This is a genomic window from Arthrobacter sp. 05L428 (genome assembly GCF_056397665.1).
The window spans coordinates 1-12,787 of the sequence record NZ_JBFTNW010000012.1 but is presented as its reverse complement, the minus strand read 5'-3'; the positions used below and the strand labels follow the sequence as shown (position 1 = coordinate 12,787).

Below are 12,787 nucleotides of genomic sequence, written 5' to 3'. Positions count from 1 at the left end.
GCTGGTGACGGTGGCCGCGATCGCTGTCCTGGGTCTGCTGGCCCTCCTGTTCGGAGGTGTCCTCTTCAACCCCGCGGCCGCCTCTGAATCGGAGCCGACCATGACCGCCACCCAGATCATCCCGCTCGTCATCCTCGTGGTGATGTTCGTCGTCGCCACCAAATGGCCGCTGAACATCGGCGTCATGGGGCTGGTGGCGTCCTTCGGTGTCGGCTATTTCATGCTGGGCATGAGCGACAAGGAGATCCTGGAGGACTTCCCGGCCAGCATCGTCCTGACGATCATCGGCGTGACCTATTTCTTCAGCATGGCGCAGCGGAACGGGTCGATCGACATCATCGTGCAGACCTGCGTGCGGCTGGTCCGGGGCAAGACCATGCTGCTGCCCTGGGTGTTCTTCCTCCTGGCTGCGGCGCTGACGGCGCTGGGAACGTTCTCGCCGGCGGCGGTGGCGCTGCTGGCACCGGCGGCCCTGGGACTGGCCTACGAATCACGCATCCACCCGGTGCTGATGGGCGCCTTTGTGATCAACGGAGCGCACGCCGGCGGCTTCTCCCCGCTGTCCGTCGCCGGCGTGCTGGTGCACGACATCGCGCTGAAGAACGGCTTCCCCATCTCGCAGAGCGGGCTGTTCTTGGCCAGCTTCGCGCTGAACTTCATCCTCTCGGCGCTGACCATCGTGCTGTTCGCTCTGCTGGGCAAGCTGCGCGACAAGCACGGCAACGAGTACACCGGCCTGGACACGGCCCGCACCGGCCGTCCCGGGGGCCAGCAGATCTTCACCCTGTTCCTGATCGCAGTGATCCTGGTCTGCACGCTCGGCTTCCACCTGCCGATCGGCTTCGTGGCCCTCTCCGCCGGCCTGCTGCTGGCCTTCGTCAATATCAAGGAGCACAAGACCTTCATCGGCGGCGTCTCCTGGTCCACGGTGCTGCTGGTGGCCGGCATGATCACCTACGTCTCGCTGCTGCAGCACGTGGGCGTCATCGACACCCTCGCCGAGATGGCCCTGGCCCTGGGAGCGCCGCTGCTGATCGCCCTGGTGCTTTGCTACGTCATCGGCGTCGGCTCCGCGTTCGCGTCCTCGACGGCGCTGCTCACCGCGTTCATCCCGATGGCCGGGCCGCTGCTGGCCACCAGCTCGCTCAGCGCCTCCGGCACGGTCGCGGCACTTGCCATCGCGGCCACCGTCGTGGACGTCTCCCCCTTCTCCACCGACGGCGCCCTGGTGGTGGCCAACGCCCGCGACAACGACCGCCAGCGCGTCTACCGCCAGCTCATGATGTACGCCGGCGGCGTAGTCCTGGTGGCACCCGCGCTGGCCTGGGCGCTGCTGGTGCCGACGGGGGTTATGTAGGCTCGCTCTTTCCCGCAAAGGCAGGTCGGCTTTCACAGCCGGCCTGCCTTTTGGCACTCCTGGGTGCGTATCCATTTTTAGGCCAGAGGCTCGGCTTCATCCCAGCATCGCCGTTAATGAGTTTCGCCTCGGTATGGCGAATGAAGAGTTCCATTTGAGTGGCAGATGGGGCTGAATCCCACCCGATGGCTGCCGCTCCTACGCGTCCACAGGCATCTCTGCGGGATCTTCGATTAGGGCGGGTTCCAAGCCATTGTCCGCCAAGTACTTGATCGCTCGCTCGATAGTCTCGAGTTTCTTCTTGAGCTCTTTTACGCCTTGCGCTGACTCGTCGGAGAATTCATCCAACCGTTCGTATTCACGACGGAAGGCGATCTCGTTCTCAGCCAGAATCCCCCAGAGAGCGACATCTGGCTCAAGACGTTCTTGATTCCGCAGAATCGCCGCCGCCAAACGGCGCTGCACCACTGCTTCAACGGTTTCGGCGGAGGTACCAGGGCTGGCGAGGCTAAATGCGATACCGCCGCCGCCTGCCCCGACGAGCGTTCCAGCTGTGAGCAAGCCGCCGATCATTCCGCCCGGTCCGAATCCGGCCAGAGCGCTGGTGATAAGTGCTGCGCCTGCCACGCCGGGCGCCGCAGCCAGGGCAAGGCCGCCGGTGGCGAGCACCAGCGCAACCGCGCCGGCACCCAACGCGCCCCACTTTTTCCAGTTGACTATAGGCCCGCCGCTGAGGACATCTTGGGCCTTCTTCGCCGCTTCGAAAACGTGGGCGCCGTACTGGCTTCCCAGCCCCATCTCTGCGGTAAGTTCCCGCATCGCCCCTTGCCACTTCCCTCGGTCAACGTTTATTTCGAAGGGCCTGATGACATTTTCCGAGGCCAGCACGGTGAGCAGGGTTACGGCGTCTTCTTTTGTTAGATGGCGGCTGGGCAACGGTACAGGGACGTTGGCCTGCGGGTCGGAGGCGTCGAATGCAAGCCTGGCGACCTCTGTGGGAAGCGGTCTACCCGCTTCCCGATTCCGTTCGCGGATCTCACCCACGGCAGCCGCCTGTACCTGCCTCAGGGCTCCAGCAAAGCGGGCTCCCTGCTCGCCGTCGAGGCTTGACCTCAGAAGATGGGCGTAGCGCAGCGCCACCACGGCGGTGAGTTCGGATGCGTCCAATGGGATGTCCACGCCTCGGTCCACCTTGACGATCTCGGTAGACCGCGAGCCGAAGAGTGCAAAACCCACGGCCTCGGCGACGGCGTCGTGGGAAAGGTAGGCTTCCGCGTCGTGTACGTGGTGGTTGAATCCGGTTTCTATTCGGAAGTCCAGCATCCAGTTGTATACCGACGACAGGCCTCTGTGCGCAGCCACCGGATCCAATGCGTTCCAGAAGTTGGCCCACCAAGCCAAGTTCGTGGGCGGTTCCTGCATGCTCTCGCGCAGTTTGTCGACGTCGAATCGCCCGCTGGCAAGTGGACTGCCGATGGTAACCATGCCGACCACCTCGAGTTCTTCTGGCAAGCGCTGAAGTAAGTCAGCTGCGATCACGGAACCTAGGCTGTGCCCGACAATTACGATTTGACCAGATTCGGGCAACTTTTTAAGGATGAGCTGCAGAACCTGGGCCCTGACATCGGCATTACCGAGGTACTTGCGGACTTGACCGAAGCCGGGAAGACCGGCCGAGCCGTTGACGACCAGTTCAGCGCCGCCCCAGCCTCGGCCTTGGTTGTGCCTTCCCAGACGGAATTCGAGTGCCGCCGTACGTCGCTCAAAGTCCCGCCGATTCTGGCGGACTTTGTCCCTGGCCGGCCGCTTGACGGTTACCGGCGGAAGCTGCAGGGATTCGTCGCTGCCCTTCAGTGCATGAGCGTACCTCGGTGCAATCACTCGTTCAGGACCCACATGCGGGTATCCAAGGCGGGCCAACGCTGCGCTAAGTCCCGTCAGCCACGCACCATCCTTATTTCCGTCGCCGACGCCGTGGAGAAAGAGCAACGTTGGTTCCTGGGACATGGGAGCTCCGATCAAGAGTGAAAATAATGGCGGTGAGGGGTGCCACGGTCTGCGGTCTCATGCGTTGCGTGAGGACGGCGGCACGACGCGTCTTTGTGTTAGTTGGCGCCGGCATCTACGGAGGTGACCTGCATCCCGAGGGAATTGAACAGCCCTGTGAGGGTGGAGCGCGCACTGGCGGATGCATGCCCGCGGAGCTCGGACTTTTCCGCCGCAGCAGCCATCTCATTCTCGGCCCGGAGAAAAAGCGCCGACTGGTCAGGGGATCCAAACACATCTGCGATGCGGTCAAGCACACCACGATCATTGCGATATACCCGAGAGGCCTCATGGTCCAGGCGGGGCTTTTCCAGCTGGGTCTCGGGCAGACGTAGCGTGGCTAACTTTCCATCGGGGGACAGCGTCAGGTCGCCCTCTTTGATGCCCGAGAGATCCACGTGAGCGTCCACCGTACCCACCGCCACGAAAAGGGTTCGCCGTCCGGAAATGAGGTCCGGCATGTCTTCATTATCGTCACCAGTGTCGACGATCATCTCGAAGGACCCGATTGCACTCTGCAACTGCGAAACATCCCTTATGGATTCCAGGATGACTGTTTGGTCAGTGGATTTCGCGCTCCAGGGAAACTCATTGAACCCAAGCAGGCTGGCCCCGCCGAACGACCCCAGAACCACGCCAGCCAAAATTGCGACGCCCTTCAATGCCTTCAAGACTGTATCCCCCAGTTATGTGCGACGGCGGCGCCGCCTTCCGCCATTAAGACTCCGTCCAAGAATTTTCTCGCCCGAAGAACTCCAGAGTTAGTGTAACCGGGCCCACCGACACGCGAAGGACTAGCCTAGGATTTTCCGCTCTTGCCTGCCCGATTACTGCGTCGCGCGCGGCGGCTTCCCGGCTGCGCCGGGGTGATGGATACCCGGTCAGTCTGGCGGCCAGATCACCGGGCCGCTGCTCGACGAGGGTCGAGGGAACGATCTGTCCGTCTCCGCCTGCTCCGGCGCTCCGCGGCGGTACTGCGGCTGGGGCGTTTTCTAATGGACACTCAGCTCAAACTCCACCGCTTGGGGCCGGCATCAACCTCGGCCGGCGGGGCGCCCGGCGGCCCGTCGGCCCGAACCATTCGGGAGGAACGGAACGGACGACGGCGAAGTCGCCCTGGTGCATTAGGACCGCGGCTGGGGCGGGTGGCCGACGCCTACGTCGTCGTGGTGGGCACAGCCCGGGCGACAACATGGCTTCACCTTCTCTTACCAGTGCCAGGCGCACCACCAACGAACACATGTATCCGCGGACCAGCGCTGCAGCCCTTGCCGTTCTTAGCCGATCGCTTCTTGGGCGCTCCAGCCCTGATCCGTTCCTGGGCGGCCAGAGCTCGCCCGTCTATCGCGTCGAGGATTCGAAGGTAACTCGCCCAACCAGTGTTTCGGACGGCCGGACGAATATCCTTCAGTTCCGCCCGGAGAGCCTTTAGAGCCCTGTAGCGCTCCAGATGCTCCGGCGACTCAATCTCAAGTTCCGCGATCCGGGCTAGAAGTGGCACCGCCCACCTTGGAGCTCGCATAAAAGCCGGCGGCAATACGATCGACTCACCTTGGAATTTCGTCGTCACTTCTGCAATCACGCGGAATCTGTGCATAACTTCGAAGATCTTTACGCCGATAGCTCTCCCAGCGGCTGGATGCGCGAGCAATTCCGAATGGAGTTCGTCCACGCGACGCAGCATTTCTCTCGCGTCTCCCGTTGACCAAGCTGGCCCGAACTTGTCCCGCTCCTCTATGGCGGAGGCAATGTCCGCCCATCTCTGCTCTAGGGATCGCAACATCGACATGCCGGGCTCCGTTTGCGGTCAGTTTCTTCTGGTCTATGCCAATTCACTGAACGTCAGGGTATCCGTGATCAGTATTGCAGTCTGCGGGTGGTGCTACTTGAAAACATCCCGCCGATTACGCGACCGCGTCTTTGTAGTTGAAGCGGGTGTCGAGGTCGGCACCCACCCGGGGGATGAAGGGCGTAAGGTCCACTTTGCCCTCCTGCACGGTCCTGATGACGGCGGGATGGTCCGTAACTTAGGCGGCGGCGCCGCGGGGGTGGATCTCCTTGAGCACCTGCTTCCACCTGTCCGCTGTGGCCGGGCCGCCTTAGATAGACACGTATGCCACCACTCCCCGTGCCGGACGGCTTCGTGCAGGGCGTCCAGCACCGCGTTCACTCCGGCGCATTCGCAGGCGACGTCGGCCCCGGCGTACCGCCTGTGACTTCCAGGCCCGGGCGGGACGTCATCCTGGAAAAGGGTCCAGCGCTTGCTCCGCCACACCGCTGGAGAACTTCTACCTGTGTGTCTGGGGCCAGTGCGCTGATGATCGTGGTTACGCGTATGCCTATGGCACGAGGCGGCGTTTCGCGCACGCATAGGTGATGCCAGGGACGACCAGCGCCGCGAAGAACAGGAGTTCCGTGAGGGATCTTGCGACCGACGTGCGACTATGGCAGGCGAGACGACGGTCAGTGATTGTGGTAGCAAGAGCGGCAGTTCAGCTCCCGTCCGAGTTGCTGCACGAAGTCGGCGACTTCACGTTTTGTTCCGTCGTCAGTGGACGGGGCGCTCTGAGTCATGAACCTCTGCCACGTCAGTGGCAGGTCCTGCTCGCCAATTACGTAGAGGAGACTTTGGGTTTCGACCTGCCATGCCGTCTGGAGACTAGGGTTATTCGGACTGCCTTCATGAACGAGTTGTGCCAGCCTTAGCGCCTGCTCAACGAGAAATTGCTGCTGCGCCTGCTCTCGGGCATGCTGCCGGTCACCCTCCGCCCGCCGGTCCGCGGCACGCCTATCTTCTTCGGCCCGTTGGTCTGCGGCGAAACGATCAGAGGCAGCGACCCTCATAGCAGATTTCCGGTCCCTGCCGCCGTTAACTAGCGCTGCGCCAACGCCTCCGAGTGTAACGATGACAGCTACGGCTTGAAGTAAGTTGGCCCAGGCCTGGCCGTCCATGCCCCACAAAAGATCTAGTCCCACGTGCGCGTCCCGCGTCTAGGCCACATCCCAGATTCTCTTACTAACCTCAAAGAGCAACCGGTGCCGAGCCTCGACCTCATCCAGCCCGAAGCTATCGAACGGCTGGAAATTCAGACCTTCGCGTCGGGTGAAGTCTAGGAAATCCAGTTTGCTCTTGTAAGTGTCTTCGCGCAGAGTCTCATTCCAATAGAGAGTATTTGCGTAGGACCGCAGCTTCTCCTCATAGGGCTCGTTACTGCTGGAGATGTTGTCCCGCCCCCGGAGCAGGAGGACGGCTCCAAGCCGGTTCCTCTCCACCTCGAAAAGCTCTTCATTCCCATCGAAATGTGCCAAATTTGTGTCATTATAAGAAAGCACGTGCTCGATGTGGAAGCCGTTACGGGTGCCCGTCCTCGAAACGAGGTCATATATGGGGTGCTTCAACTCCCGTCCCATGCCCCGCGCCAGATAGCGCTCCACTCTTCCGAAGAAGTAGCGTGCGAAGCGACTGGTAAGCCTATCAACTGTCATGGGGCGGAAGAGCTGGTAGCTGAAGGACTCCGTTGCACTTGTCTTCCTGCGCTCCTCAAGCTCTGCAAGAAGCTGCTGATCCATGAGGTGCCGGATCTTGTCTGCGGGTTGATCCCGGATGGCTGAGCTCATCTCGTAGATTCGCCCGACGAACTCGTTGGAGTCGTACTGCCCCTGTAGCCGCAACAGCGAAAAAGCGCGGTCTAGCCCCTCTGACACAAGGGCGATCTTCTCGTCTTCCTCCGGATCATTCACGACGCATGCGGACATGATCAGCTGCATCTGGCTATTCATCTCAGTGAGTCTGCCGTTAAAGAATACTGCCGGGAACTGCGAGGTTTCTTCGCCTGCGAGGGTCAAGACTTTGTGATAAAGCGATGAAAAGTAGTGGAACTCTCCGGCAAGGAACTGCTTTACACCAAGAGGATTATGATCCAGTTTCAAAAGATCATTCAGATCTTTTTTGAAGATTTCTCGGTGATAGTCCACGTCAAAGCGCACGCCCAGGCCCCTCGTAGCGGCAAACTTTGCCTTGAGCCAAGAGCGGAAGAAGGCATCAATGGTGTCAGGTCCGAAGTGATTGAGTTTTTCAACCTGTCCGTCCCACAGCTCGTTGTATCCGCCGGTCGCGAGCTCACGCTTGTCGATTTGTCCCAGAAGCTTGCCCTTGAGAATCTCATGCGGCTTGAGGCGGACACCTCGGTCATTGATGACTTCAAACACCATGGGGACATGCGTCGTATCTACGGATAGGTTGATCAACACCAAGCGGTAGAGAAAGTAGTGCACAAATACTTCAAACTTTCGCTGACCCTGAATCTTGGCATCGAGGATGTGGCTGATCGTCTGGAAGTTAGCAACGAGATTCTCAGCCGTCACCCCGGAGCTAACATCGATGGTCGAGGGGTCTTCCTTGTCGAGGAGCGCCTTTAGGACGCTGAGATGCCCCTGGTGATTCATCCAAAACGAGCGCTCCATACCCGAGTAGCCCGCGATCCTGCTCTCCAGCCACGGGCCGGTTGGAGAACCGAAGCCCTGAGCCATGTGGGCCAACTTGATAAGCGTCAGAGTCAGCGTGGTGAGCCTTTGCTGCCCGTCCACAACAAAGACCCGGCCTTCCACGGTATTGGTGACGTAGGTATTGAGATAGTACCAGGGATAGTTGGCATCGATGTTCGCACGATTTGGATCGAGATCTGGATTCTTCTTCCAGGACTCTTCGAACTCGTACAGGATGTCATCGAAGAGTCGCTGGACTGGTTCCTCGCCCCATTTGTAGCTCCGCTGATAGAAGTCGATGTGGAAGACCGTGTTGGAGAAAGTCTGGTCAAGGTTCTGCTTTTCCGGCTGTATTTCCAATGACTTTCGCTTTCAACTTGAGCGGTCGAAGATTGTGGAACTCGGACCGCATCCGACCGAGGAACCTTCACAAACATAGCTATCGGCATAGGAGACATCTTGGAGGCGGTGTGCGGCGCGCCGTTCGCATCGGCTAGGTAACCGGTGCTCCCACGGACGAGTTGCGTTGGTAGATCACATTAAACGATTTGACCTTGCGAAACTCCTGAACGCTCTGTCCGAGGTAGAGCTGCTTCTCCGACTTCTCGAACATGTCCAACCCACGTCCGAGCGAAATCTCCCATCCGGTGTCAGTCCTCACCCAACGGTCGTGTAGCTCCGCCGGTTCCAGGAGCTGCACGTCCATCTTTATCCCGGCGGCCTCGACCGATCCCTTGATCTGAACGAGGTCGCCGAGCTGTCGTTGGGCATAACCCGGGTCGTCATCTTGCACTGTCTTCACTAAGAGATTAACTTCATCGCCCGGTTGGATCAGCCGCGCCCAAGTGGCGATGAAGTCCACCAGGTTGCGCATTTGGTGCGGGGTGCGGAGATACGGGTCTTCCAAGACGACATTCGTCGCGCCGGCCAGATAGGGGCCGAATATCCTCTCATAGCTCGCCCCAGTTTGGCCGTTTTGGAAAGTTAGAGTCTGCCCCAACGGTTGCGACGACAGCCGCGGGGCAACCGTCGCAGCTTCCTCTTCAGATGGGGCAGGGGACGTCGACGGGCTTCCGCCATCATCTGTCCCACGGCCGCCTTGCCGCGTTTTGCCACCGTCAGATTCCGTCTGGCCGCCTAGCCGGTTGTAGATACTGGGGTACCGAAGTTCCTCAGCGGTGGCAACGCCCCGCCACTCGCCCTCAAGGGTCTCGTAGCCGAACTTCACGGGTGACATCGTTTTGTCGATACGAAGAATCTGGTCCTTGACTCTCTTCCTCCCCTCGATGGCCAGTCGGAGTAGTTCTTCAATCTCCTCGGCGCCGGCATCGCCGTGTGGGTACAGGATTTTCATGAGTCCCGAGAAGGTCTTGTGAATACCGTCCCGGTCGCGGGTGGAAATGTCCGTTGAGAGCGTGAAGAACTCGGTGTAGCGGTCGGAGTAGTCGTGAGCCCGCTGCGATCTGAGGATCTCAGCGATGTAATCGACTACGAACCCGTATCCGTCGGAGAACATCTCGCCCCGGATGATATCGACTTCCCAGCCAGGAATGTAGTGGTGCAGCCGGTCGAGGAACGCGGCGTCGTGGTACGACGGCGGCAACTCATCGAAAAGATCCGAGTGCTTCAGCATGTGCGGAACAGTGTGCTGAGTGTTGCCCACGAAGACCATCGACGCCTCTGCGCCTAGTGTCTCCACGCCTCGGGAAAACGTCTTGTTCGCCATGTAGTTCTTCATGATGTCGACCAAGGCTTTGTCGGATTTCTTCGTCTTGCCTGCAAACTCGTCGAATGCCACCGCATCCCAGTAGCCGACGAGTCCCAGCCGCCCGTTGGCGTTGTTCACGAAGAGCTTCGGGACGGTGATTTCACCACCGGAGATCAGCATCCCGTGTGGGGAGAACTCCGAATAGATGTGGGACTTGCCTGTTCCCTTTGGGCCCAGCTCGACCAGGTTGTAGTTGCGTTCGCAAAATGGAATGAGCCGGATAAGTTGAGTGAGTTTGGCGCGCCGGTCGAACATCTCCGGGTTGAACCCGATCGACTGAATCAGCAAATCGATCCACTCGTTGGTGGTGAACTCAGCCCGATTCGACAAATAAGCGTCGAGATCAAAGCTGGAAAGTTGGATTGGCTTGAGGGAGGCCAGGATCCACGGGCTCTGTCCTTTGTCAGGCGAGTGCTCGTACTCAACGTCGGCTAGGCACCACACTCCACTGACCAGCAGCTTAGGGTGCTGCTTTACGGTCCCCGCGTCGACTAGCACCTTGCTCAGTTTCAGGTTCGAGAAGCTGGCTTCGTAGACATCGTCCTTGTCATTGAGCGTCACACTGATCTTGTCGATGACTTTGTGGCGGCCGCGTTCGCGGATGGTCGAGCGCACGAGCTCGGATTCGTTGCGGTGCACGTAGTGGTCGGCGAGGATCCTTCGCACGGAAACGATACCGCCCTGGATCTGTGCCTCGTCATCCGTGGCGCAGTACTGGCCAAGCAGATACTCCAAGACGTATGAGGGCACGATGGCGTTGCCCTTAACTGTCTTGACGAGGTCCTTTCGCACCACAGAGCCCGCAAAAACCCTGTTGATTTTTTGATCGAGTGACTCCATGCCGCTCCCCTCTTTCTGGTCGGTCCCTAGGGCAGTCGAGGCATCCATCAGAACCCCGTGAACTTGTTGTTCAGTGCCGTCCCGAATTTGGGGTAATTCGCCTTCACTCCGTCGTCCAGGTCAATGTGGATCTGCTCTGTGGCCAAGGGGTACAGCACGCTCTGCTCCCACTCCTCCAGCTCCAGCAGCATCTTCCCGATCTGCTCCGATTCCTTCCGTGCAGCCGTCTGCTCCTTCGCCGTCGACAACGTCGACACCGCCACCTGATCCAGATTCGCCCGACGTGCCCGCAGCTTCGCCTGGAACTCATGCAAGTAATCGTTCAGCACCACGCTCACCGTGTCCGGCTTGTAGCGGTGCATGTAGATCAACGCATTGAAGGAGCCCTTTGGCGAGGAGAACAGCCAGTAGATCGGACGCTTCTTGTACCGCTGGACATGGTCCTTGTAGAAGTCCTGCACAAGGTACTTCCGGATGTCCTTGCCTAAAGCATCCTCAACGAACCGCAGGTTTTCCTCAAAATGCTCCTCTGCGAAGGACACCTTCAAGAACTCCCGGAACCGCTCGACGATGTCATCCTCAAACCAGCCGTCCGACAGAACCGGCAGCACGTTATCCTCATCCGGCATGAACGACGGCGACGGCACCTTCGCCAAGTAGTCCGCCAACGAGTCGCCCTGGTTCGCCAACACCAAACCGGGCAGATCCAAACTATATCGGCCGAACATGCAGCCAACCCCGTAGGAAACGAAGTCGCGGATCGAGTCTCGAAGCAGGCGGTCGTTCGCCTCCGGGGTACCCAAGTCGGCCCCGTATTGGAAGGCTGCGTTCCGCGTCAATGTGACGCTAGCGGCACCAAAGGAGCCGGCTTCAGCGGAAGAAACTCCATATAAATTATTAACTTCATCACAGATGCGTCGTTCGAGCATGGCGGCTCGTTCAGTAATGTGATTCCATTCTTCGATCAGCCGTGAATGGGCCTCGCGCATAGCTGCCGGTTTACGAAACCTCTCTACAAGTTCATGCGACGCGAACTCCCAGGAGACTTCGCTTCCGTCCCAGTCATGTTTGCTCAAGTCGACTAACTCCTTGACATCACGTCGAACTTGCGCCGTTTCCATTGGAACAATGGGAAGATTCGCAATGTGTCCCACCTCATAGCCGATGGTCGGCGACATGGCACCAAGCATTTGGCGCGCTAAAGGAGAATTTGCGAAAGCCAGTATTTCTAAAGCGCGATCATCGGAATCAGAGAAGATCGATGGGCCCTTTCCCGTGAAGATAAAGCCTGCGGGATAATACCGAAACGCCGGAGCTGCGGTGGTAAGCAAAGACCAGGAGACCGATGGGCGGAAATAGAATTGAGGATTGCGGATGCCTGATCTAGGAGAAAATGAAAATAGCTCCTTGCCGTCATCGCGCCAGTTTATAACAAGCTCATGGTTCCCATACCAGCGACGGCCGGGACCCCCTTTGTTGCAAGGAAACCACGTGGAGTTTGTTGTCTTAGCTTCCTCTCGCGTAGACACCCCTAGGGCAAGAGAGTTAAAACTAACTTCATGCCAATATCTCAGAAACCGTTCATCATCCCCTGTATAGAGTCCAAGCTTAGGATCGACCACCGAGTTCAGGGGCTTGCCAATCGAAAAAGCAGCCTTGAGTCTCTCGCTCAGCCAGTAAACGATTGGGGAACCCGGCACAACGTCGAAATCGGTTGTGGGCACCGTTGCGCTTCGCTCATTTTCGATTGGGAAGCTCAGAGGCGTGCCTGAGGGATCAGATTCGTAATAACGGAGGCACTGATAAGTTCCTTTAGTCTCCGGAAGAGGCGCGTTGAGGAAAATCGTGGCAGAAGTGCCAAAACTAATCCCCATGCTAGTACGGCCTTTTCCGAGATAAGGCATATGAACCATTGAAAGTATCGGCTTCAAAGCGACTATGAAGCCTCGCAACTTGCCGTATGTTGCCAGAAACATCCATGACTCCATGGTGACCATCGCCGAATACCCGGCGGCAATGGACAGCTGGAATCCTCGTTCGATGAACATGGCATATAGATCGGCCTTCGTGTCGGGGTACTCCCGCTTCGCGAACTCCGCGAGCCTGGGTCCCATGTTGCCGGACCCCATGTAGGGCGGGTTCGCGACGACCACGTGATACCGGGTCGAGAGATACACCGACTGCTCCAGCACGGTCCGGGCCCGGTCCAGAACATCCCCGCCGAACAGCGTCTCCGCCTCCCCCAACGACTCCACTTGCGCCGTCAACGGGGTGATGAGGTCCTGGTCCGG

The 12,787-nt window shown here is 59.1% G+C and carries 7 protein-coding genes; 1 reads left to right on the top strand and 6 read right to left on the bottom strand.

What is annotated here, in order from left to right; translation table 11 throughout:
• The first annotated feature begins 100 nt into the window (after positions 1–100).
• Positions 101–1,357, top strand: coding sequence for an SLC13 family permease (locus tag AC1DH3_RS16355; RefSeq protein WP_476909793.1), 1,257 nt, complete (start codon positions 101–103; stop codon positions 1,355–1,357).
• Positions 1,358–1,555: 198 nt separating this feature from the next.
• Here AC1DH3_RS16355 and AC1DH3_RS16350 read toward each other — a convergent pair whose 3' ends face one another.
• From AC1DH3_RS16350 to pglX, 6 genes are all read right to left on the bottom strand, one after another.
• Positions 1,556–3,364 carry a hypothetical protein gene (locus tag AC1DH3_RS16350; RefSeq protein WP_476909780.1) on the bottom strand — a complete coding sequence of 603 codons (1,809 nt, stop codon included), beginning with the start codon at positions 3,362–3,364 and terminating at the stop codon, positions 1,556–1,558.
• A 98-nt stretch (positions 3,365–3,462) separates the two neighbouring features.
• A complete protein-coding gene (locus tag AC1DH3_RS16345) occupies positions 3,463–4,074 on the bottom strand; it encodes a DUF4230 domain-containing protein (protein WP_476909779.1) in 612 nt (203 codons plus the stop codon).
• Positions 4,075–4,601: 527 nt separating this feature from the next.
• Entirely contained in the window at positions 4,602–5,075 is a 474-nt protein-coding gene (locus tag AC1DH3_RS16340) for a hypothetical protein (protein ID WP_476909778.1), read from the bottom strand.
• A 1,319-nt stretch (positions 5,076–6,394) separates the two neighbouring features.
• Positions 6,395–8,248 carry a DUF262 domain-containing protein gene (locus tag AC1DH3_RS16335; protein WP_476909777.1) on the bottom strand — a complete coding sequence of 618 codons (1,854 nt, stop codon included), beginning with the start codon at positions 8,246–8,248 and terminating at the stop codon, positions 6,395–6,397.
• 133 nt (positions 8,249–8,381) lie between these two features.
• Positions 8,382–10,496: a BREX system Lon protease-like protein BrxL gene (gene brxL / locus AC1DH3_RS16330; protein WP_476909776.1), complete on the bottom strand. Its 2,115-nt coding sequence runs from the start codon at positions 10,494–10,496 to the stop codon at positions 8,382–8,384.
• A 47-nt stretch (positions 10,497–10,543) separates the two neighbouring features.
• On the bottom strand, positions 10,544–12,787 hold a 2,244-nt coding region (gene pglX, locus AC1DH3_RS16325), incomplete at its 5' end, for a BREX-1 system adenine-specific DNA-methyltransferase PglX (RefSeq protein WP_476909775.1).